The sequence below is a fragment of the Limosilactobacillus sp. genome (assembly GCF_022651205.1).
In the GTDB taxonomy this organism is placed as follows: domain Bacteria; phylum Bacillota; class Bacilli; order Lactobacillales; family Lactobacillaceae; genus Limosilactobacillus.
Genome location: NZ_JALCQI010000004.1, coordinates 19894 through 44156, shown reverse-complemented (window position 1 = coordinate 44156; position 24263 = coordinate 19894). Strand labels below are relative to the sequence as shown.

Sequence of the window (24263 nt, the reverse complement as noted above, 5' to 3'; positions counted from 1 at the left end):
ATGACTAAATACATTTTTGTAACAGGTGGAGTTGTATCGTCACTGGGCAAGGGGATTGTTGCTGCTTCCCTTGGTCGCCTTTTGAAAAACCGTGGCTTAAAGGTTGCCATTCAAAAATTTGACCCATACATTAACGTTGATCCAGGAACAATGAGTCCTTATCAACACGGTGAAGTTTTTGTTACCGATGACGGGACTGAAACTGATTTGGATTTAGGTCATTATGAACGTTTTATTGATAACGACTTGAACAAGTACTCTAACGTTACTACCGGAAAGATTTATTCCGAAGTACTACGGAAGGAACGTCGGGGTGATTACTTAGGACGGACCGTTCAAGTTATTCCACATATCACTAACGCAATTAAGGACAAGATTAAGCGTGCCGGTGAAAGTACTGACGCTGAAGTTGTTATTACTGAAATTGGTGGGACCGTTGGTGACATTGAATCACAACCATTTATGGAAGCCATCCGTCAGATGAAGGAAGAAGTTGGCGATGACAATGTCTTATACATTCACACCACATTAGTTCCTTACCTTCGGGCTGCTGGTGAAATGAAGACTAAGCCAACTCAACACAGTGTTCGTGAATTGCGTGGCTTGGGAATCCAACCAAACATTTTAGTTGTTCGGACTGAAAAGCCAATCACTGATGAAATGCGGAACAAGATTGCTTTATTCTGTGATGTTGATCCAAAGGCTGTTATTGAATCAATGGATGTCAATACTCTTTACGAGATTCCGTTGAACTTACAAAAGCAGGGGATGGATCAATTAGTTGTTGACCACTTTGGCCTTGATTGCCCAGTTGCTGATATGCGTGAATGGACAAACATGGTTAACCATATTGAAAACGATCTGAACAAGAACGTTAAGATTGCCATGGTTGGTAAGTACACTGACTTACAGGATGCTTACATTTCGGTTAATGAAGCTCTTCGCCATGCCGGTTACCCGGTTGATGCCAAGGTTGATATTGATCACTTCAATGCCGAGAACATTAATGAGGACAACGTTGCAGAAACACTAAAGGATTACGACGGGATCCTTGTTCCAGGAGGCTTTGGTAGCCGGGGGATTGAAGGAATGATTACTGCGATTAAGTATGCTCGTGAAAACGATGTTCCTTACCTTGGAATTTGCCTTGGAATGCAAACGGCATGTATTGAATTTGCTCGGGACGTTCTTGGTTACAAGGATGCTAACTCAACCGAGTTTGATCCAAATACTAAGCATAACATCATTGACTTGATGTCCGATCAAGAAGACGTTGAAGATATGGGTGGTACCCAACGGCTTGGTGCTTATCCATGTAAGCTAAAGCCAGGTACTGTTGCTGCTGCGGCATATGATAACCAAAAGATAATTAGCCAACGTCACCGTCACCGTTATGAATTCAATAACGAATATCGTCAAGAAATGGAAGACAACGGTTTAGTCGTATCTGGTATTAATCCAGACCGGAACCTAGTTGAAGTTGTTGAATTACCACAAAAGAAATTCTTCGTGGCTGCTCAATACCACCCAGAATTCAAGTCACGGCCAAACCACCCAGAAGGTTTATTCAAAGCCTTCGTTAAGGCAGCCGTTGAAAATAAAAACAACTAACCTTTAAGTGCTCTCAAGGTAGGCCAAAATAATCACCTATCTTGGGAGCCTTTTTTGGCTAAAAAAGGTTATCAAAAATATTTAAGATTGCTGACAAAAGGTTGTAATTTGTTAAACTATTAATTATCATTGTTATTGATTGTTTTGATTGAGAATCAAGCAAGATTTAGCTAAAATTAAATTAAAAATATTATAAAATTATAGAAATCTTAAGCGAGGATACACGGAAATGAAACGAATGATCATTCAAGGAGGAAACCGACTTTCGGGCGAAGTCACGATCGGTGGTGCCAAGAACAGTACTGTTGCCTTGATTCCAGCAGCAATCTTAGCTGATACCCCAGTTGAATTTGATACTGTTCCAGATATCTTGGATGTTCACAACTTAATGATCATTTTGAAATCGATGAATGTTAGCTCATCATTTACTCATGGATTCTTAGATATTGATCCAACTCAGATCATTGAGGCTGAACTTCCAAGTAAAGCAATTAAAAGTTTGCGAGCTTCCTACTACTTTATGGGAGCTCTCTTAGGTCGTTTCCACCGGGCAACGTTGACGTTCCCTGGTGGCGATAACATTGGACCGCGACCAATTGATCAGCACTTGAAAGCATTTAAGGCATTAGGAGCATCTGTTAGCGAAAATAACGGGACCGTTCATCTTGACGCACCAAATGGTCTTCATGGAACCCGAATTTTCCTGGACATGGTATCAGTAGGGGCAACGATTAATACAATCTTAGCTTCGGTTCGTGCCGAGGGAACAACGGTAATTGAGAATGCGGCTAAGGAACCTGAAATTATTGACTTGGCAACATTTCTGAATAATATGGGTGCTAAAATCCGGGGAGCCGGGACCGATACAATTCGGATTACTGGTGTTGATACTCTCCAATCAATGAATACCCATACGATTATTGCGGACCGGATTGAATCAGGAACCTATTTAGCAATGGCGGCAGCTGTTGGTGATGGTGTAATGGTTCATAACGTGATTCCTGAACACTTGGAATCATTTACAAGTAAGATGATCGAAATGGGTGTTGATCTGCAAATCGACAGTGATAAGATCTATGTTCCTAGGGCTGATCACTTAAAGGCAATTCATGTTAAGACAATGCCATTTCCTGGATTTGCGACTGATTTACAGCAACCACTGACCCCACTAATGTCATTAGCGGAAGGTGACAGTACGGTTGTTGACACGATTTACCCAAAGCGAGTTAAGCACATTCCAGAATTGCAAAAGATGGGGATGAACATTGAGGCCCATGACGGAATGATCTTAATTAAGCATACGGATCATCTTCATGGTGCTGAAGTTACCGCCGGCGAAATTCGTGCTGGTGCTTCTCTAACGATTGCTGGTTTAATGGCTGAAGGAAAAACGGTTATTAATAATGCCGGTAATATCCTGCGTGGCTATGACCGGATCGTGTGGAAGCTAAACCGACTTGGCGCTGATGTTACTATTGAAGACGACAGCTCAGTAAAAATTTAATAAGTCTATTGCATCGATAATTGATTCATGTTATCCTGATAGGGTTGATTATCTATGTTTCAGGCAATGATTCATGGCAAAAGGAGCGTAATAAATTATGAAACAAGGAATTCATCCAGATTATCATCCAGTAGTATTCCAAGATGCATCTACTGGCTACAAGTTTCTTTCAGGTTCTACTGTAACCTCAAGTGAAACTATCAAGTGGGAAGACGGTAACGAATACCCATTAGTACGGGTTGAAGTTACTTCTGATTCACACCCATTCTACACTGGTAAGCAAAAGTTTACTCAAGCAGATGGTGCTGTGGACAAGTTCAACAAGAAGTACGGTCTCAAGTAAGACTTGGCTTTATTGTTCTAAAAAGACGTTGGAAAGTTCCAGCGTCTTTTTGTTTTTAAATAATTTTAGGGAACTAACTAATGCTTAAGTAGGTATAATGAAATTAGGTTTTTAAAAGGAATGATGATTTATGCTTCGCCGTTTAATAAGGGGAATGATAAAACTTAATAAATGCTCGTTCTTTCGGGTTGTCCGTCAGACACTTTCGATGTTATTCCCTTTTGCATTATTGGGTTCGTTTTCGCAAATGATCTATCGGGCTTTTCTCAGCCAAAATGGTCTCTTTTATAATATTGCCTATTTAGGTGACTGGGTTCCAGACTGGTTGATGAGGGATTTACAGGCTGCATTCATTGGGGTCAGTCGGATTACATTTAATTTATTTGGGATCCTGGTTGTGTATGCAGCCGCAAAGTATACCGCCCGGATATATCACCGTGATTCACAGTTAGCAGGGGCTACTGGAATTATCGTCTTATTGCTAATTGCTTTTCGGTATGACCACGCAGCGTTTGATCATGCGATTGGGTTTAATTGGCGGTTATTGAGTACCCAAAGTATGCTGATTGCGTTAATCGTTGGTTATGCAATCGGCCAGGTTTATCGTTGGTTAGGAGTTGAACGAAACTTTCAAAAGACAAGACAAATTATTAGTGTTCGTGACAGGTCATTCTATGCAATGAAACCCTTGGTAACATCCATCATTCTGGCAATTATTTTTACATATATCCTTAACTTTGGTTTGTTAAGTAAGGTATTACGGGGAGTTTATTCCCAGATGGTAACGGTTGGTCAAAATAATCAGGGGATTTGGTTAACGATTGCCGGGACTGCCCTGATTACCCTCTTTGATTGGCTGGGCCTCGGATCCGTCGCCAATTCTGGAGCTGTCTTAAGCGGGGGACCATTTGCAAGTAATCTCAGCTATGCATTACAACATGGTTCAGCCTGGAATATTCCTCACCCATTCTTTGGAGGATCCCTTTATAACTCATTCGCTAACTTTGGTGGCAACGGTCTGATCCTTGCACTGACGGTTGCGATTATTATCACGTCCCGGACCAAAGGACAGCACCAAATTGCTCGCTGGACGTTAGTACCGACGCTGTTTAATTCAGAATATGCTGCAATGGTCGGTTTTCCAATCATTATGAATCCTCTCTATCTTTTGCCGATCCAGTTACTGCCGATCATGAATATCATAATTGCCGCAGGAGCAATTGCGCTTCACATAATTCCGCCAACGCCCTATCCGGTGTTAATGGGGACACCAGGACCGCTAATTAGTTTTGTTGCTAGTAACGGTAACTGGTGGGTACTAGTGTTTACCTTGGCCCTCTTTGTCTTAGATGTTTGGTGCTTTATTCCCTTTGTTAAAATAATTGATCACTTTGATCAGGAACTTTCTTTAGACTCTTCAGAGGTGGATTATTATGCAAAAAAATGAAGAAAATCTCCGGAGAAAAAGTCGTCAAATCCTTTTTTTAATAATTATCGTTCTTATCTTGATCGCGGTACCCACATATTTCTGGATCCGAAATAGTAACAAGTACCGGGCGATCCAGGAGAAGTCGCGAATGTCACCCGTTATTATGGTACCAGGGAGTTCAGCAACCAAGGAACGGTTTAATGAGTTGATCAGCCTTCTGAATAAGGATACGGATAAAAAACATAGTGTCCTCAAAATGGAAGTCTACAATAGCGGAAAAATTAGTTATAATGGAACAATTGCCCGGAATGATAATGAACCATTTATTATCATTAGTTTTGAGAATAACAAGGATGGCTTTTCAAATATTAAAAAACAGGCGTCAATGCTCAATGATGCCTTTGGTAAATTGACTGACCAGTATTACTTCAATAATTTTAAGGCGTTTGGTCATTCTAACGGTGGTCTTATCTGGACCTATTGGCTAGAACATTACTATGCTAATTATTCAGACAGTATTAAGATTAAGAGCTTAATGACTCTCGGGACACCGTATAACTTTGCCGAAACGTCGATAAAAAACCCAACACAGATGTTTACGGAACTAAGTAAGAACCGGGATAAGATCCCCAAGAGCCTAAATGTCTTTTCAATCGCCGGAACAGAAAATTATGATTCGGATGGGCTAGTTCCAGAGGAAAGTGTTCAGGCCGGAAAGTACATCTTCCAAAAACGGGTAAACCACTACACGACAATGACGGTCACTGGTGATGAGGCGCAGCATTCCAGTTTGCCCCAAAATAAGCAGATTGTTAAAATGATTGAGGAATACCTCCTCGATAATCGCGTTCCTGGAAACCCAAATAATAAACGGGCTTCTAACCTGGATAACAATAATAATTAGTCCGCATTCTTAGAGCTGTTCAAAGAATTTAAAACGGGTTATACTATTGCTAACTTACTAAATGAAAGGAAATATTAAAAGTGAAACGAGAAAACAAGAAGAGATCGCGTGGCTGGCTTCGCTGGACTGCGGTAGTGATCTTACTGTTAGTTGGCTTGGTCTTAATCTTCAACCAACAAATTAAGTACTACCTAACCGAAAGCTACCGACCACAAATTACGCGCCAAGCGATTAAGAGTAACCAAAGTAAACAGGATAGTGCAAACTATGACTATAGCAATGCTCAGGATTTAAGTTTACAGACAGTCGCGAAGGCCCGGGCAAAGAAACAGCCAATTAATGTTATTGGTGAAATTACTGTCCCGGCAATTGACCTGACGATTCCGATTGCTAATGGTGTTGACAACACAACGTTGGCGTTGGCAGCCGGGACGATGCGACCAAACATGAAGATGGGTGAAGGTAACTATGCGTTAGCTGGTCATAATATGGCAAACGGTAGTAAGGTTCTCTTTTCACCCCTTTACTCTAAGTCAAAGGTCGGTCAAAAAGTTTACATTACCGACTTGAAGAACGTTTATGAATACAAGATTTATGAACGGAAGATTATCTCACCATCTAAAGTTGAGGTTGTTAATAATACCAAGAATAAGATCATTACGTTGATTACCTGTGACGAAACCGGTGCTCACCGGCTCATGGTCCGCGGAAACTACGTAAAGAAAATGCCATTTAATCAAGCACCCCACCAAGTTCAACATAACTTTAGTAGTAAATATACGACGGGAAGATAGAAGAGTGCTTTCGCCCCAAAGAGTTTCCGGAAGGCTAGCAATTTCTCCTGACGAAGGCGACTTGCGCCTAGGAAGGAGGTTGCTAGCTCTAGGAAACTCGGGCGAAGCACGTTTCGACAATGTTGCAGTAGAACTAGTTAGCTTGAGGAAGTTTAGGCTGAGCACGTTTCGACAATGTTGCAGTATAACCGTTAGCTCTAGCAAGTCCCTGGCGAGCGTGTTAACTCCACCATCTTCACCATTTAAAACAGCAAAAGAGATCGAGAATTAACTCGATCTCTTTTCGTTTAAATGTGAAAAATTACTTTTCAACCTTTTTAGCTTCATCCATTGCCTTCATGAGGGAAGGGTTCTTTGAATGACAGTCCTTGATCATTTGGTAGTCTTGTTCGTTTAATTCTACAACGTACTTTGTCATCATGAGCGCCTCACTTTCCATTAATCGTAACTATACTATACCACAAGACTTTCTAGTTATTCGCTGAAAATTAATTACGATTTAGCTCGTGGGAAAGCTTTGTTAACCAGTATGGCAGAGCTTCGGCAAGACTTTGGTAGGTATCCTCAAAGCGGTGAGTATACCAGGGGTCGGGGATGCTGGTTCCGGCTTTCCCGGGGACAATGTCATATGCTTGAAAAATCTTTCGTTTATCCTCTGCAGGTGCCATCCGCAAGAGGTTTTGCTTGTTCATTTCATCCATGCAGACAATGTAGTCGGCGGAATCGAAGTCGCTTTTGGTAATTGGCCGTGAAACAAGACCGGTTGGATCCAGGTGATGACGGCGCATTGTCTTTTTGGCACCGGGATGTGGTGAATTTCCTTCTTCTTCGTTGCTTGTTCCCGCAGAATCAATTTGGATTTGTGAACTTAGCCCCTTTTCTTCAACCATCTGGTGAAACATTGCTTCAGCCATTGGTGAGCGACAGATATTGCCGAGACAGACGAACAAAATTTTCATAACTAGCACCTCACAATTGTTTTCTTCTATCATACCGAATTTGCTAATATTTTGCTAAATTAGTCGCTTAATTATCGCTTCAGCAGGAGAGCCCTGGTATGATAGTAAATAAACTAAAATAATGGAGGAAGAGCGTATGATTGTGACAATTGTTGTCATTGTTATTATTGTTTTATTAATCGCCCTTTATGCTGGCCTGTATAACGGCTTAGTTCAATTACGGACCCATGCTGAAGAGTCTTGGAGCCAAATTGATGTTCAGCTTCAACGACGGAATGACTTAATCCCTAATTTGGTATCAACGGTTAAGGGTTACAGTAAGTATGAAGCTAGCACCTTAGAGAAAGTTACTCAATTGCGGAGCCAGCTGGAGAATGTTCCAGAGGATGATCACGCCCAAAAGATGGCCGTTTCCAATGAATTAACAGGAACATTGCGGTCACTGTTTGCGGTTGCTGAAAACTATCCTGATTTAAAGGCAAGTACCCAATATCAATCACTAATGGAAGAACTAAGCAATACAGAAAACAAAATTGCTTATTCACGCCAGCTTTATAATTCAACGGTTGCTAACCTGGACGCCAAGATTCAATCATTCCCAAGTAACATTATTGCTAAGATCCACCACTTCAAGCAAATGGACTACTTACAAGTACCGAAGGAATCAAAGGCTGTTCCTAAGGTTTCATTTGATGACTAGGTGATTAAAAATGTTGTATCAACAAATTGCCAAAAATAAACGGAAAACAATCTTTGTCCTTGGTGGCTTCTTCCTTTTGGTAGCCCTAATTGGTGCAGCAATCGGTTATTTATTTGCAGGATCAGCGGTTGGTGGAATTGTCATTGCTGGTGTTTTAGCAGTGATCTATATGTCAGTGATGATTAGCCAGTCGACTGAAGTAGTTATGAACATGAATAATGCCCATGAGATTCATTCAGCTCAGGAAGCACCTGAACTATGGCATGTGGTTGAAGATATGGCAATAGTTGCGCAAGTACCGATGCCCCGGGTCTTCATTATTGATGATCCGAGTCCCAATGCTTTTGCAACAGGAAACGATCCGCAACATTCAGCGGTAGCGGCGACCACTGGACTTCTTCAGATGATGAATCGGGAAGAACTAGAAGGCGTGATGGGCCACGAAATGAGCCATGTCCGGAATTACGATATTCGTTTACAGACCATTGCGTTGGCATTATCAGCTGCTATTTCAGCTTTAGTTAGTTTTGCTGGAAACTTCTGGTGGCTTGGCGGTAGTCGGAGTTCAGACGATGATGACAATGGTGCAGTTGGTATCTTTGCAGTAATCGGGTCAATCCTGCTAATTATTTTAGCTCCCTTGGCCGCGACGATTGCCCAAATGGCACTTTCCCGTAACCGAGAATACTTAGCCGATGCCGGATCCGTTGAACTAACCCGGAACCCCCTCGGCTTAATCAGCGCCCTGAAAAAACTAGAGACCGCCCAACCAATGAAGCAAGTTGCCCCCAGCAGCTCCTCGCTTTACATTAGCGATCCCGAACTAAATAGTCACCATAAACCTTTCGCCCACCTCTTCGACACCCACCCACCTCTGGAGGAGAGGATAGGGAGATTGGAAAGAATGTGAGCCAGCAAAGAACTCGCGGAAGGCTAGCAATTTCTCCTGACGAAGGCGACCTACGCCTAGGAAGGAGGTTGCTAGCTCTAGCGAGTTCCCGGCGAACAGATCTAGACTATGTAACAGTGGAAACTCGGGCGAAGCACGTTTTGACCATTTTGCCTAGAACCTTCCTCTGGCAAACAGCCATATTTAACATTAAAACACCAACCAAGCAACACCCCAAGCTTAGTCCCTGCGACTTTCTTCCGGTGTTGCTTTTTAATCTCCCCCTGACGTGATATAATTATAAAGCTAGACTTATATATAGGAGATAGAGGGAGCTTTTCCATGAAAATGAAATTGGCCGAAATTGCGAAGGCAATCGGCGCAGAAAACAATATTGAACAATGGAAAGACGTTGAAATCACTAGCGTCGCATTTGACAGTCGGCAACTTGACGCAGGAGCATTATTTATTCCACTTCAAGGAGCTCAGGACGGTCACCAATATGTTGAAAGTGCGTTTGCCAATGGTGCAGTTGCATCTTTATGGGCCAGTGATCACGATGTAACCACAACGGCGGATCAACCAATTTTGATCGTTGACGATCCGTTAGAATCATTACAGAGCCTAAGTAAGTACTACTTGCATAAGATTAATCCAATTGTTGTTGCGATTACCGGGAGTAATGGTAAGACCACGACTAAGGATATGACAGCTTCGATCCTTAGCACTCAGTTGAACGTTACTAAAACCCATGCAAACTTCAATAATGAGATCGGAGTACCGGTTACCTTGTTAAACATGGAATCCAGTACTGAGGTTGTCGTTGTTGAAATGGGGATGGACCGTCCTGGTCAACTCGACTTTTTAAGTAAGTTAGTTTCACCTGACTTTGCTGTTGTAACAATGATTGGGGAAGCCCATATCGAATTCTTCGGTACGCGCGATAAGATCGCTGATGCTAAGATAGAGATCACTCATGGACTAAAGGAAGACGGGACGTTTATCTTCAATGGGGATGAACCACTGCTTCAGGAACGAGCTGCTAAGGTTGAACAACGGCAGGTAACTTTTGGACGCCAGCTATCCAATGATTTTTACGCAACCAGTGTCAAGCAGCACGAGACTTCAATCGACTTTAAGGTTAACGAATGGCCTGACGAAGAGTTTACGATTCCAATGGTTGGTGAGTACAACGTTAATAATGCGTTGGCCGCGATCACTGTTGGAAAGCAACTCCATATTACGCCTAACCATATTCAAAAGGCATTGAAGAATGTGGAATTAACCGAAAACCGAGCAGAATGGGTTGATGGTGCACAGGGAGAGAAGATCCTGAGTGATGTTTATAATTCTAACCCGACCGCTGCCAAGCAGGTATTGCGGACGATTGAAGAATTACCGACTAACGGAAGACGAATCGCTGTGTTGGGTGACATGCTTGAACTAGGGGATGCTTCAGCACGACTCCATGCTAGCTTGGCTGCTAACATTGATCCAAAGAAGATTGAAGAAGTTTATCTTGTTGGTTCAGAGATGGAGAATCTTCAGAAAGCCTTGGAAAAACAGGGTTATCCTGCCTCAGCAATTCACCATTATTCCACGGCTGAATTAGACAAGTTAGTGGCAGATTTACAGGCAACGATTAATGCCGATGATCTCGTATTATTAAAGGCTAGCCACGGGATTCACTTAGAAAAAGTTTTAGCTGAATTAACAACAAAATAGATAGCAAGACCAGCCGACAGACAGAGCTTGTTTAGTCGGCTGGTAATTTTTAGGAGGAACATATTTGAAGTTTAGTGAATTAGGATTGTCAGATAGCTTATTGAAGGCAATCAAGCGGAGTGGGTACGAAGAAGCAACACCAATTCAAGAACAAACCATTCCGATGGTATTAAAGGGTCAAGATGTCATTGGTCAAGCACAGACCGGGACAGGAAAGACCGCCGCATTTGGTCTCCCAATTATTGAAGAAATTGATACGGATAATCCAAATATTCAAGCGATCGTTATCTCACCAACTCGTGAGTTAGCCATCCAAACCCAGGAAGAGTTGTATCGCTTAGGAAAAGATAAGCACGCTCGAGTTCAAGTAGTCTATGGTGGTGCTGATATTCGGCGGCAAATCCGAAGTTTAAAACAACACCCACAAATCCTTGTCGGTACTCCAGGACGGCTTCGCGATCACCTTAATCGGCATACGGTAAAGTTAGATCATATCAAGACATTGGTTCTGGACGAAGCCGATGAAATGCTGAACATGGGATTCTTGGATGACATTGAAGCGATCGTTAACCAAACACCAAGTGAACGGCAAACCTTACTATTCTCCGCAACGATGCCACCGGAAATCAAGAAGATCGGTGTTAAGTTCATGACTAACCCAACGATGGTACGGATTAAGGCAAAAGAATTAACCACGGACTTGGTTGATCAATACTACGTTAAGGCGCGGGATTACGAGAAATTTGATATTATGACCCGGCTGATTGACGTCCAAGATCCTGACCTTACGATTGTCTTTGGTCGGACTAAGCGCCGGGTTGATGAACTATCACGGGGATTAGTTGCCCGGGGTTACAATGCTGCTGGAATCCACGGTGACCTAAGTCAGGATCGCCGGACCAAAATCATGAAGAAATTTAAGCATGGTGAACTTGATATCTTGGTAGCAACCGATGTGGCAGCCCGGGGATTGGATATTTCCGGTGTGACCCACGTTTATAACTATGATATTCCGTCAGATCCAGACAGCTATGTTCACCGGATTGGTCGGACCGGCCGTGCCGGACACCATGGTGTTTCACTGACCTTTGTTACACCAAACGAAATGGACTACCTTCGGGAAATTGAAAAGTTAACTCGGGTTCGGATGTTACCATTGAAGCCACCAACAGCCGAAGAAGCCTTTAAGGGGCAAGTTGCCAGTGCCTTTAACGACATTGATGAGTTGATTTCTCAAGACTCCACGGAGCGTTACCAAGAGGCCGCTGAAAAGCTGTTAGCAACCCATGATGCTACTGACCTAGTTGCCGCTCTCTTGAACGAAATGACCAAGGAACCTGCAAGTGATGTTCCGGTTAAGATTACACCAGAACGGCCACTTCCACGCCGGGGTCACGGTCATCGCAATGGTCGTTCAGGCCACGGTTACCGCGGTCCTCGCGATCGTCGTCACAACAACTACAGCCATCGTCGGCGGAACCATGACGGTCATAGTCGTTCTCGTCGACATGATGGTCATGGTAACAGTCATTCCAGTCGTCACTCATTCAATATTCGTCACCGGAATGAAGACTAACTAAATAGGTAGAAAAAAGCATTAGGAAAGGTGTATCTGTGCCGTTCTTAATGCTTTTTTGTGTGCTCTACCAATGTCTAAATTAATTGCAAATAAGTACTTTTTAAGTTAAACTGTAGGCACAATAGTTGAAAATCCCTGGTTGAGTAATCAGGGAAAATACCACTTTAAGAGGGTATGTTGTTTGAATTATCAGTTACTTTATATTTATGATCGATGAGTCATTATTTGTAATTGGTTGATTACTTGATTAGTCAATCACAAGTAAAAATTGACAGTGGTTTTGAGTATGAAGTGGCTGATTTTTTACTTATTGTCAATTTAAACGGGGAGGATTATTTATGGTATCCAAAAATAATCGGAAATTGATCGCAGATAAGAACCGGAGAAACGAAAAACAACGGTTTGGCTTACGAAAGCTAAATGTTGGTGTTGCTTCGGTCCTTTTAGGTGTAACCTTTAGTCTTTATGGTGGTGGTCAAATTGTTGCCCACGCCGATACCACACCTAAGGCTAACGGTAATGGTAGTGATGAAGCTAAGACGACTAGTCAAGATTCATTGGCTGATCAGAAACAATTTGTTTTGAAGTCAACTGACCAACAAAATACTCAAGCTAACACAACAACTGGTGAATCAGCACAAAGTCAAAGTGCTCAAGCTTCACAAACCGTGGCTGAACAACAAGCAGAGAAAAAGGTTAATGATTCTGTTGTTCAGCCTGCAAATGAAAAACAAAGCGCTGAACAGACTGTTACTAAGCAGACAAAAGAACAGAACTTTAATGAAGTAAGACTGCGGACAAAGGCAATTACTAACAGTAATAACCAAGCCAGTCAAGCAACTAAGGAATCTCAAACTAGCGACCAAACTACTGATAAGAATACTGAACAATCAGTTGTAAAGACTGATAGTAGTGAAAAAACCAAAACGAATGCTCAAAATACAACTACGCTTAATCTAACCAAGTCAAGTGATCGCCAAGCTAACACAGTAACTACAGATAAAACGTTAGCGGCTTCATTGGTAGCAAAAGCTAATGATGCTACCGATACTGATACGGTAACGGTTACTACTGCCCAAAAATTAATTGATGCCATTCAAAAGGGCAAGTACACTACAATTAATATTGCTAGCAATATTGATTTAGGCGAAAAGACAAGTAGCCTATACACAAGTACGCCAATCTCTAACAAGCGGAACATCACGATTCAATCTGCTGATGGTCAGCGCTATACCGTTGATTTTAATGGTTATGGTTTCAACATGTACAGTAACGATTATGGGGTTACCTTTAAGAACCTAGATCTGTATGGAAGAAGCTATTTTGGTATTTTCAGAAGTGCTGGTTCATATACTTTTGATAATGTAAACTATACAGGGTCACAACTTATTTATACCGACTCTGGATATGATACTACTGTAAACTTCGATGGTAATGTAACCGCAAAGTCAGTTGGTTCATATGTTAGTCCATTAAATAATAAGAACCAGACTAGCCAAGGTGGTAACACTCAACAAGTTATTCAATTTACCGCTGGAACGAATACGATTAACTTTAATTCTGGAAGTAATGTTAACCTAACAACAACGAACTCTAATGTTCTTGAAGTTGATGCAGGAACAACTACTATTAATGTGAAAAATGACGCGCAAGTAACATTGAATCCACATACTCAAAATGGTCCTGAGCAACTTCATGGTATGAACATGGATGGCATTGCTCGAGGAATTGCTTCAAATGGAACTACTACCTTAAATGTCGATAAAGGTGGTACTTTAAATATTGATTTGAAGAATAATCCTGAAGATAAATATCATTCTAGTGCTCTTTATCTAAATTCAGGAGCAACTATCAATGCTATGGGTAATTTAAACATTAATTCTGACGGTGAACCGTACTATAGAAGTCAAGGTACGGATGATCCGGTTTATATTAATGGTAGTGCTGCTATTAATGTAAATGGTGGTTCATTCAAGATAAATGCCACGAACATGGGCAATCATAAGGGATCAATCATTACTTCAAACGGTTCTTCAACAATTGCCATTAAGCATCAAGGTACTTTTGAAGTTACTGGTGATGGTACCAAGGCGAATGCGGTACAACTTGGTAGTGGTAGTACCTTTACTTCAGATCAACCTGGATTGTTTGAAATTTCGATGCCGGAAGGTGCCACTGCGATTAAAGGTGGTAAAGTTCAATTTAGTCGTGTAAAGACTTCAGAAAGTGGTCAACCAATTGGTGAAATTGACATTACTTATGCTAGTGATGGAACACCAACTGTTACTAAGGTTACAAGTCATGATAGGCAAACTGTTATTGATACCAAGAAGGCCGATGATGAAGCCAAGAACAAGATTAACTTAATCGCAGCTGGTGAAAATGTTGATTTAAGTAATGCAGTTTTGACTAAAGATGCAGATGGCAATTACACAATGAGTGGCACTGCAACGCCTGGTTCATATATCACCATTAATTTGGATGGTAATACTTTACCATCTTCTGGCTCAACTGGAGATCACTCACAAACTGTTTATACGATTACAAATAGTAGTGATGAGCCTACTACAATTACTGTTCCATACACTGTTCAAGCTGGTACAGATGGTAAATGGACAGTTGATTTGGGACGTTTAGGTGAAAGTGGTACGCTATCAGCTCAAGCATCTAAGGACTTTGTTGAGAGCAATACTGAGAGTAAAACTATTGAAGAATGGTTGAAGGAAAGTGGCGACACATTAAATCAGGCCAAGGACAAGGCCAATACTGCGATTGACAAGGCCGCCCAGGATAAGAAGGACGAGATCGCTAAGTCATTGCAAGATGGCAACATTGATCAAACTAAGGCCGATGCCTTGAATCAGAAAGTTGACGATGAGGTGACAGCAGCCAAGAAGGCGGTAGACGAAGCCACTAGTCCAAAAGGCGTAACGCAAGCGCAAACCGAAGGTGTCAACAAGATTAAGGACATTAAGGTTCCAGGTGCCAAGGACAAGGCCAATACTGCGATTGACAAGGCCGCCAACAAAGCCAAGGATAATATTGATCAAAATTCTGATTTAACTTCTGATCAAAAGAAAGCAGCCAAGAAGAACATTGACGATGATGTGAATGCTGCTAAGGATGCTATCAAGAATGCTAAGAATGATCAGGAAGTTACCGATGCTAAGAATAACGGTTTGACTGATATCGCTAAGGAAGAGGCCAAGGCTGCTATTGACAATGAATTAGCTAAGAAAGATAAGGAAATTAGTAATTCAAGCTTAACTAATGAAGAAAAAGATGCCAAAAAGCAAGAAGCTAAGGCAGCTGCCGATAACGCTATAACAGACATCAATAATGCCAAGGATGTTGCAGGTGTAAATGCCGCTAAGAATACTGGTATTACTAACATTGATAATGTTAAGGTTCCAGAAACCTCACCAGTCAAGGATCAGGCTAACCAAGCTATTGATGATGCTTTAGCTGCTAAGAACAAGCAAATTGACGATGCAACTAACTTATCAGATTCTGAAAAACAAGCCTTGAAAGATCAAGCGAAGAAGATTGCTGATGATGCTAAGGCTGCTATCAAGAATGCCAAAGACAGTGCTGAAGTCAATAAGACAAGAGATCAGGCTGTTAATGACATTGCTAATGTTCCGGTTCCAAGTCTTGATGACACGAAGAAGCAAGCTAATGATATGGTTGATAAGGCTCTTGCTAAGAAGACAGATCAAATCAATGATATCGATACACTATCACCAACTGACAAAGCTAATTTAATTCAAAAAGCAACTGACGAAGCTAATAAGGCTAAGGATAACATTAACAAAGCCAATACTAACGATGAGGTTAAGACGGCTGAAGACAATGGTATTAAAGCAATTGAAAACATTAAGATCCCTGGCTTAAATGATGTTAAGAAGAATGCTGTAGAAGCAATTGACCAAGTTGCCGCAGCTAAAAAGAAGCAGATTGATGAAGCAACCAACTTAACTGATCCTGAAAAGGCTGCTTTGAAGAATCAGGTTGATGATCTTGCTAATAAGGCTAAGGACAATATCGAGAAGGCCAACACTAACAAAGTCGCTAATAATGCTCGTGATAAAGGTATTAGTGCTATTACTGGTGTCAATATTCCTAGTCTTGATTCTGCTAAAGCTGATGCTAAGCAGGCAATTGCCGATGCTTTGAAGAGTAAGAATAGTGAAATTGAAGCTGCTACTAACCTATCAGACAGTCAAAAGACTGATTTGAAGAAGCAAGCCCAAGCCGCTGCTGATTCTGCCAATAAAGCCATTGATGAAGCTACAACTAACGACGCTGCTAAGAGTGCTGCTGATCAAGGAGTTGCCGATATTCTAGGAATCAAGGTTCCAACACTTGATGAGGCTAAGGACAATGCAAACCAAGCAATTGACCAAGCCGCTAAGGATAAGAAGGACGCTATCAAGGACGCCCAAGCTGCTGGTAATATTACCGCTGATCAAGCAAAGAACTTGAATAATCAAGTTGATCAAGCTGCTAATGATGCTAAGGACGCTATCAAGGCTGCTCAAAATGATGATGCAGTTAAGGCCGCCCAAAAGCAGGGTGTCGACACAATCAATGGCATTAAGGTCCCAACTACTCCTGTAACGCCAACAACACCAACCCTTGATGAGACAAAGGATAGTGCTAACCAGGCAATTGATAATGCTGCCGCAGCCAAGAAGGATGCCATTAAGGCTGCTCAAGATGCCGGTAACATTACCGCTGATCAAGCCAAGGACTTGAACGACCAAGTTGATAGTGCTGCCAAGAGTGCTAAGGACGCTATCGATGCCGCTCAAGATACTGATGCAGTTAAAGCTGCTCAAGAAGCTGGTATTAACAAGATCAACGGCATTAAAGTTCCAACTACTCCTGCTACGCCAAGCATCAATGATGTTAAGAACGCCGCAAAGGATGCTATTGACCAAGCAGCTAAGGCAAAGGATGCTGCTATTGATGCTAGTGGTTTAAGTGACCAAGAAAAGGCCGACCTAAAGAACGAGGTTAAGATTATCGCTCAAACTGCTAAGGAAAACATTGATAGTGTTGATAGTGCGGCTGAAGTTGAAAATGCTAAGAATGCCGGAATCGCTGCTATTAATGGTATTAAGGTTGCTACTAGTTCAGATAACCAAAATGAACAATCAGGTAACAACGGTAGTGACATTAATAATGGTTCAGGTGTGCTTACAAATAATAACGGTAGCCAAGCTGGTGCTGCAACGACTCAATCCAATGGTGCTAAGATTTCTGCTACTAGTCTAAACGGTCAAAATGCCGTTCGGACTAATAGTAAGCAAGCAGCCCAATTACCACAGACTGGTAATGAGAACAATGCTAGCCTTAGTGCAGTTGGTTTAGCTGCAGCAAGTCTTGCTGGTCTCTTCGGCTTTGCTAAGTTAGGCAAGAAGAAGGAAGACTAGTAAGTTAGCTAGTAACTAGTTAGCTAAATTCAAAAGCGACCCAAGAGGAAAATCCTCTTGAGCCGCTTTTTTAGATCAAAATAAAATCCCAGGATGAGATGATCTCATTCTGGGATTTATTGAATGTTACTTATTCAATTCTTGTTCCTTGAACTGGTTCAAGTTCTGTTGAGTTGGAATTAGGTTTGCCCACTTCTGAGTTAAGAACTCATCACTCAACTGGTAATGAGGTTGTGGTTGGCTTTGTTCGATGAACTTACTTGTAGCACTATCGAACTTAACCCAACCAGCATACCCAATATGAATGGTATCTTCCATGAAGTAAGGTTGGTTACCATCATGGGAGAGGTCAAGGATATTATTGAATCCTTGTTGCCGCAGTTGGAACTTGATCTTGTCAACGGTCCGGTAGTACATCTGCATATCCATTCCAGTATATGCTTCCCAACGACCGTTAACTGGTGGAATAACGAACATCACATTGGTGTTATTATTCTTGAACTGGTTCAAAACAACTTGGAGATCACCGTATTCTGGTGATTGATTATAGTCAAAATTTCGTTGTGACCCCTTTAGCTTCTTAAGGTGTGGTTTAACCTTCTTGGTATAGAATGAATTCTTGACGTGGAAGCTATTATTATCTGTTTCCTTTGCTGCCTTATTAACGGCCATTTGATGTAACCGTGCTTCATCGTACTTTGCCGGAAGTTTGTTAACCTGTGGCTTGATAAAACGGTCATAATTATTCTCTAATTGGAAACCAGAGAATAGGGCATCCTCATGTTGGAGCAGGTTTATGCGGAAGTTCAAAACGGTTTTATCCCAACCACTTAGAGCTTTTCCTTGAGCAATCTTTGCTGCATCATCAGCCACCGAACCACCATTGCCAATCATTTGGATTAGTCGCTTGGCAACATAACGATCATATGGTGACTTTGGGTTAGCCTTCTTCAACCAAGTGAGGTCGGCTAATTCACCATTGTAGTACTTAAAGGCCGGTGGTAAGATTCCCTTTTTGACAAACCATTGTGGGGAAACAATATAGACGGCTTTCTTATCCCGCAGTTGTCCTTCCATTGTGGTGATGTTAAAGAACTGGGGAAGAGATTGAGCACCACGTTGTCCGAGGAGGAACGGGGTGTAATTATGGTAACGAGCCGCCATGATTGATGGGTGGAAATTATCAAACCGGCGTAATTCACTAGAACCAAAGAAAGGAACGTAGCGCGTATTCTTATCAGAAAGTGCTTGTTGCTTGATCTTTTGGTTTTTGAAAATTACTGGGCTAAGTGATGAGGCAGCCCGTTGTTCGGTTTTTGCTGAATAATGACCGCCGAGTGGGAGCATGAAAAGAATTAAAATCAGGACAAAGGCAAGAATAACTGGGCCAAAGATATACCACAGTCGCTTGCGATTAGTCATTTTGGAGCTCCTTTACACGATCAGCCATCTTATCAACTGAATTCCATTGGCTCCGGTCAAATTCGGAAACTGGAACTTGAATTCCAAATTGATCTTGGAGGGCCAAGAGAACACTAACCGTTGCCATTGAATCTAATAAACCATCTGCAAACAAGTCTTCACTAGTATCACTGAAGTCACTTACGTCACGACCAGTTGCATCAGCTAAAATATTAATAATATCGTCTTTCATTGTTAAAATCCTCCTAAATTAATTCTGATTACCCGAAGAAGTAAGTATTGAGGTAACCACTAAAGAGTAAGAACGTAAACATTACAAAGTTAAAGGTAACGAAGATCGCAACGCATTCAGTGAATTTGTTGTGTGGCATCTTCTTGAGGTGTTTCCGTTTGTAACGAAGCCACCAATCATTCACTACAAGGGCAAGCCCATGCAGGAACCCATATAAAATATAATACCATGTAATTCCGTGCCAGAAGCCCATTGTTAACATGTTGAGCATGTATGCCGTTGCGGACAGGGCGTTCCGGTTTTTGAACCACCGCTTCTTGGTTGCCATGAAGACAAACCGCATGAAGATGTAGTCACGGAACCAGAATGACAAACTAATATGCCAACGGTTCCAGAATTCCTTGATGTTCTTTGACTTAAATGGTTGCTTAAAGTTCATTGGGGTCTTGACACCCATAAAGTAACTAATGGCAACCGCAAATAGGGAATAACCCGCAAAGTCAAAGAAGAGGTAGAAACCGTAAGTATACATCACCCCAAGCATGTTCCAGGAGAAGAAGCCATCACTCATGGCTGCCTGTTCAAAGTGGGGGTAAAAGCGTTGACCAAAGAAGTAGGCAATAACGAACTTGTACAGAAAACCAAGGAAGAGGTAAAAGACACCTTTTTCAACTAGCTTTAAGTAGTCAGAACGCTCTGGAACCTTTTGATAATCTTTTGAGAAACGCCGATAGCGGTCAATTGGCCCGGATGTAATTGTCGGCATGAAGAGCATGAAGCGGATGAAATGCCATGGTGTAATTTCCTTTACCATTCCGTCACGGGTTTCAATGATTGTCCCGACTGCCCGGAATGTCAGGTAACTAATTCCTAAGAAACCAAGCAGTGAGTTGTGACCAACCATCGCTGGCGATAGCTTAACCACAATAATTGGAATCAGTGAAAGAAATGAGAAGAGGTAAAAGACGCCACTTGAATTATTGGTCTTCCTGTAATGGTGGTAGTACATGACCAAAAAGGTTTGGTAAATGACGTACGCAATTAATGAAAATAGTTGCTGCCAACTCGCACCATCAAACATTAAGAAGATAAAGATAAAACTAATTAACGCTTCATACCATTGGAATCGTTTGCCAAAGAATAAACCAATACCTAACGGGAGTAAGGCAAGTAATAAATAGATAAAGTAAACAGGTGTCCCGTAGGCAGTAAAGTTTGGCAAACTCGAGAGCCAATTAATCATTGGTTAGCCTCTTTAATTAATTGTTTAACTGCAATCTTGCCATTTGCAGACATCGGGAATGAGTCCCGGTAAATAAATTGGGTTGGCATCATGTATGGCATGATTAACCCCTTGAGGCTTTCGCGGATTTCCTTAGTTAGTTCCGCTTGATCCTTATCGTTATCTTGAGGAATCACGTAAGCAATCAAGTGAGCAACTTGACCATTCTTGTTGTATTTTGGTGCAGCTACGGCCTGCTTAATGAGCGGACTCTTTTCGAGGCTTGCACGGACTTCATCAAGTTCAACCCGGAAACCGTGAAGCTTAATTTGGAAGTCCATCCGTCCCTTATGGTGAAGGAGTCCGTCAGCATCGAGAGTTCCAGCATCACCAGTCCGGTAAGCTGGTTCACCATTAAATTCAAAGAAGGCCTTTGCCGTCTTTTCAGGATTGTTCATGTAGCCGCGTGCCACACTATTTCCACTAATAATGATTTCACCTTGTTGACCGGGCTCAGTTAATTGCTTGTCGCCATCCCAAATTGAAAGTTCAACGCCAGGCTTAGCATAGCCGACAGGGAGCCGGTCATTATTAGCCACGATTTCTGGAGTAATTTCAATTCCAGAAATAGCAACCGTTGTTTCGGTTGGGCCATAGGTATTAAAGATTCGTGCATGTGGGAACCGTTGTTGGAGAGCTTTGGCTGTCTTAACGGTTAACTCTTCGCCACAGAACATGAAAATCTTAAGGCCAGGCATTTTTTCTTCATTAAATGCGGGACTCAACATTAACATGTCAGCAAATGATGGGGTTCCCACAAAGACATTGAGATCCAATGTTGGCAGTGCCGTAAATAGTTGACCAAAGTTTTCCACTACAGAGTGTGGGATCGCTTTAATTGTGCCACCACTTAACAACGCTGGTAACCAGTACATATTTGAAAGGTCAAATGAGTATGGTGGTTGGCCTAAGAAGTTAGCGTGTTCTGGAATATTGAAATTAGAATCGAGAACCCAGTCTACAAAGGTCTTGAAGTTGTCATGGCTAACCTCAACCCCCTTAGGCGAACCAGTAGTTCCGGACGTAAACAAGACATATGCGAGTTCATCGCCGGACACTGGATTACCAGGAACAAATTCCCGAGCTGTTGCAAGGACTGAAGCTAACTGTTCTTTTGAAACCACTTGAGCATCAAATTGCAATTGTTCACTAGGAAAATTATCAACAGCGATAATTAATTCCGGCTTAGCGGTGTCAAGGATTGACTGGATTCGAGGAATCGCAGAATCAGTTGAAACGGGAATGTAAGGATGTCCCGCTTTTAGTGCCGCTAAGAAACTAGTAATCATCTCAACTTGGTGATCACCGAAAACGAGGATTGGACTTTGAGAAGTCAAGCCTTGTTCATTCAGCCATGCAGCTAAGCTTTCGGTATTCTTTTTTAAATCACCGTAGCTTGTTTGCTTTCCCATCTCATCATAAGCAACCCGCGTTGAATTATCTTTGGCAACTTGGTCAAAGATATTAACGATATTTGTATTCAATTCTATTTCCTCCACATTAGAATTCATTGTAAATGAACGGTTCTTGACCTGCTCCATAATAACCATATAAATAGATTAACAGGAGAATAACGATAAAGTAGAATACCGTTTTTAAGATGAATATCAGTGCAGGATGATTCTTAATGCTTTTAGCAAAGATTACGAATCACTCCTTTCGCTTATAAATGCCAAGATATCATGAAGAGTTTAGCGCACCATGATATGGTAGTTAAATGTTTCAGCAAAAATTTAAGATATTCGTAATTAAATTTTTACACCTATCCATTATAGATAATTTGCGTTAAGGTTCAAAGTAAAATAATGCAATCTGGTGAATTATTATTGAATTAATTTGCCAACGTTTATAGAGACGTAATTCCTGGTAACTAATTGATGACTAGGAATGGCAGTGGTGCGCTTAAAGTAGCTTTTTGGTAAAATAGTAACTTAGCGTACGATAAAGGAGTCCTGGTGATGATTAAGGGAATCGGAATCGATCTGACGGAGATTGAGCGGATCCATGAAATGGTTCAAAAACACCCCCAATTCGTTTGGAAAATATTAACACCTGCTGAAAAGGAACAGTACGAAAAACTTGGTGGCTCACGGGCACTTGAATATCTCGCTGGTCGCTGGTCACTAAAGGAGTCCTTTTCTAAGGCACTGGGAACTGGAATTGGCAAAGAGGTTGGTTTCCAGGATATTGAGATTATTGATAACCAACTTGGGGCGCCGATCGTTACCCACTCGCCATTTAAAGGCAGAGTTCACGCATCAGTTAGCCACACGGCGGTTAATGTAATGACTGAAATTATTTTAGAAAGTGAGAATGAGAATGATTAATGGACGGTTACGAGATACAGAACTAATTGTTGACTTGGGTGCAATTAAGCACAACATTCATGAGCAACAAAAATTGTTGCCACCAAATAGTAAAATTTTTGCGGTGGTGAAGGCAAACGCATACGGTAATGGCCTTGTACCAGTGGCGCAGACGGCAATTAGTGCTGGAGCAACGGGTGCCTGTGTAGCAATTCTCGACGAGGCACTTGAGTTACGGGATAATGGGATTACGACAACGATCCTGGTTCTTGGAATTACGCCAGTTGAGAATGCACATGTTGCTGCAGAAGCGGGTGTATCGTTAACAGTTGGCTCGCTAGATTGGTTGGAAGAATACCACCGGTTAGCATCAGAAAACCATTACACAAAGCCATTGGAGGTTCATTTGGGGATTGATTCCGGAATGGGGCGAATTGGTTTCACGACCGTCGAAGACTTTCACGCTGCGGTTAAGTTTCTTCGGGAACACGATGAATTTGAGTTTGAGGGAATGTTTACCCACTTTGCTACTGCAGATAGTGCTGATGATAGTTACTTTAATCGGCAAGTTGCCAAATGGGAGCAGTTTGTTAATAGCTTGACGGAGTTACCACCGTTCGTGCACATGGCAAACTCGGCTACTGGGATGTGGCACCGGGAAAAGATCACCGCTAATACTGTGCGGATGGGAATCTCAATGTACGGACAGAACCCTTCTGGACGTGAATTGGCTGCTACCCTGGATTTAAAGCCGGTTGAACAGCTGGTGACGACCATTAGTTTTGTTAAAAAGCTTCGTGCTGGTGAGTCGGTCAGTTACGGGGCCACTTATACTGCTAAGGAAGATGAGTGGTTAGCGACACTGCCAATTGGTTATGCCGATGGTTATCCACGATGCATGACCGGGTACAAGGTCCTTGTTGATGGGCAGTTTTGTGACATTGCTGGACGGGTCTGCATGGACCAGATGATGATTCGTCTGCCGAAGCGTTACCCGGTTGGAACAAAAGTTGTCTTGATGGGTCGTTCTGGTGACAAAGAGATTTCTGCTAACGACTTGGCAGAACAGGCGGGAACGATTAACTATGAGATTATGACAAACATCAGTAACCGGGTCCACCGAACCTACTTGAGTTAAATTCTTGA

19 protein-coding genes are annotated in these 24263 nt (G+C 41.9%); 13 read left to right on the top strand and 6 right to left on the bottom strand.

All coding sequences use genetic code 11. The annotated features are described in order from the left end of the window. The 6 genes from LKJ51_RS02055 to LKJ51_RS02030 all read left to right on the top strand — a co-directional run bounded on the left by LKJ51_RS02055 (position 1) and on the right by LKJ51_RS02030 (position 6585). Positions 1 to 1611 carry a CTP synthase gene (locus tag LKJ51_RS02055; protein ID WP_291978953.1) on the top strand — a complete coding sequence of 537 codons (1611 nt, stop codon included), beginning with the start codon at positions 1 to 3 and terminating at the stop codon, positions 1609 to 1611. A gap of 229 nt (positions 1612 to 1840) precedes the next feature. Then, the gene (locus tag LKJ51_RS02050) at positions 1841 to 3115 is read left to right on the top strand and encodes a UDP-N-acetylglucosamine 1-carboxyvinyltransferase (RefSeq protein ID WP_291978954.1); all 1275 of its coding nucleotides are present in this window, start codon (positions 1841 to 1843) and stop codon (positions 3113 to 3115) included. A gap of 97 nt (positions 3116 to 3212) precedes the next feature. Continuing rightward, entirely contained in the window at positions 3213 to 3458 is a 246-nt protein-coding gene (locus LKJ51_RS02045; protein WP_003717829.1) for a type B 50S ribosomal protein L31, read from the top strand. Between the two features lie 247 nt (positions 3459 to 3705). Continuing rightward, positions 3706 to 4905, top strand: coding sequence for a PTS transporter subunit EIIC (locus LKJ51_RS02040; RefSeq protein ID WP_366017767.1), 1200 nt, complete (start codon positions 3706 to 3708; stop codon positions 4903 to 4905). Then, on the top strand, positions 4892 to 5791 hold the full coding sequence (locus LKJ51_RS02035) for an alpha/beta hydrolase (protein WP_291978956.1): 900 nt from the start codon (positions 4892 to 4894) through the stop codon (positions 5789 to 5791). The genes LKJ51_RS02040 and LKJ51_RS02035 overlap by 14 nt, the downstream gene beginning before the upstream one ends. An 80-nt stretch (positions 5792 to 5871) precedes the next feature. Beyond that, a complete protein-coding gene (locus LKJ51_RS02030; RefSeq protein WP_291978957.1) occupies positions 5872 to 6585 on the top strand; it encodes a class A sortase in 714 nt (237 codons plus the stop codon). Positions 6586 to 7073: 488 nt separating this feature from the next. On the opposite strand, the gene LKJ51_RS02025 is transcribed toward LKJ51_RS02030, so the two are convergent. Then, positions 7074 to 7544, bottom strand: coding sequence for a low molecular weight protein-tyrosine-phosphatase (locus tag LKJ51_RS02025; protein WP_291978958.1), 471 nt, complete (start codon positions 7542 to 7544; stop codon positions 7074 to 7076). Positions 7545 to 7683: 139 nt separating this feature from the next. On the opposite strand from LKJ51_RS02025, the gene LKJ51_RS02020 reads away from it, so the two are divergent. The 5 genes from LKJ51_RS02020 to LKJ51_RS02000 all read left to right on the top strand — a co-directional run bounded on the left by LKJ51_RS02020 (position 7684) and on the right by LKJ51_RS02000 (position 17875). Beyond that, positions 7684 to 8244 (top strand): LemA family protein, encoded by a 561-nt coding sequence (locus tag LKJ51_RS02020; RefSeq protein ID WP_291978963.1) that lies wholly within the window; start codon positions 7684 to 7686, stop codon positions 8242 to 8244. 10 nt (positions 8245 to 8254) lie between these two features. Next, entirely contained in the window at positions 8255 to 9154 is a 900-nt protein-coding gene (gene htpX, locus LKJ51_RS02015; RefSeq protein WP_291978959.1) for a zinc metalloprotease HtpX, read from the top strand. Between the two features lie 321 nt (positions 9155 to 9475). Further along, entirely contained in the window at positions 9476 to 10858 is a 1383-nt protein-coding gene (locus LKJ51_RS02010) for a UDP-N-acetylmuramoyl-tripeptide--D-alanyl-D-alanine ligase (protein ID WP_291978960.1), read from the top strand. 64 nt (positions 10859 to 10922) lie between these two features. Continuing rightward, positions 10923 to 12434, top strand: a complete 1512-nt coding sequence (locus LKJ51_RS02005) for a DEAD/DEAH box helicase (RefSeq protein ID WP_291978961.1) — start codon at positions 10923 to 10925, stop codon at positions 12432 to 12434. 341 nt (positions 12435 to 12775) lie between these two features. Further along, positions 12776 to 17875 (top strand): DUF1542 domain-containing protein, encoded by a 5100-nt coding sequence (locus LKJ51_RS02000; RefSeq protein WP_291980076.1) that lies wholly within the window; start codon positions 12776 to 12778, stop codon positions 17873 to 17875. Between the two features lie 126 nt (positions 17876 to 18001). Here LKJ51_RS02000 and dltD read toward each other — a convergent pair whose 3' ends face one another. The 5 genes from dltD to LKJ51_RS01975 are packed head-to-tail and all read right to left on the bottom strand — an operon-like array spanning position 18002 to position 22455. Next, on the bottom strand, positions 18002 to 19297 hold the full coding sequence (gene dltD, locus LKJ51_RS01995) for a D-alanyl-lipoteichoic acid biosynthesis protein DltD (RefSeq protein WP_291979317.1): 1296 nt from the start codon (positions 19295 to 19297) through the stop codon (positions 18002 to 18004). After that, positions 19290 to 19529, bottom strand: a complete 240-nt coding sequence (gene dltC, locus LKJ51_RS01990) for a D-alanine--poly(phosphoribitol) ligase subunit DltC (protein WP_291979319.1) — start codon at positions 19527 to 19529, stop codon at positions 19290 to 19292. The genes dltD and dltC overlap by 8 nt, the downstream gene beginning before the upstream one ends. Positions 19530 to 19557: 28 nt before the next feature. After that, the gene (gene dltB, locus LKJ51_RS01985) at positions 19558 to 20772 is read right to left on the bottom strand and encodes a D-alanyl-lipoteichoic acid biosynthesis protein DltB (RefSeq protein ID WP_291979321.1); all 1215 of its coding nucleotides are present in this window, start codon (positions 20770 to 20772) and stop codon (positions 19558 to 19560) included. Further along, positions 20769 to 22322 carry a D-alanine--poly(phosphoribitol) ligase subunit DltA gene (gene dltA, locus LKJ51_RS01980; RefSeq protein WP_434737669.1) on the bottom strand — a complete coding sequence of 518 codons (1554 nt, stop codon included), beginning with the start codon at positions 22320 to 22322 and terminating at the stop codon, positions 20769 to 20771. The genes dltB and dltA overlap by 4 nt, the downstream gene beginning before the upstream one ends. Beyond that, a complete protein-coding gene (locus tag LKJ51_RS01975; RefSeq protein ID WP_291979352.1) occupies positions 22312 to 22455 on the bottom strand; it encodes a teichoic acid D-Ala incorporation-associated protein DltX in 144 nt (47 codons plus the stop codon). Before LKJ51_RS01975 ends, dltA begins: the two co-directional genes overlap by 11 nt. Before the next feature lie 314 nt (positions 22456 to 22769). On the opposite strand from LKJ51_RS01975, the gene acpS reads away from it, so the two are divergent. Then, positions 22770 to 23138, top strand: coding sequence for a holo-ACP synthase (gene acpS, locus LKJ51_RS01970; protein WP_291979325.1), 369 nt, complete (start codon positions 22770 to 22772; stop codon positions 23136 to 23138). Then, positions 23131 to 24255 carry an alanine racemase gene (gene alr, locus LKJ51_RS01965; protein WP_291979353.1) on the top strand — a complete coding sequence of 375 codons (1125 nt, stop codon included), beginning with the start codon at positions 23131 to 23133 and terminating at the stop codon, positions 24253 to 24255. Before acpS ends, alr begins: the two co-directional genes overlap by 8 nt. Positions 24256 to 24263: the final 8 nt, after the last annotated feature.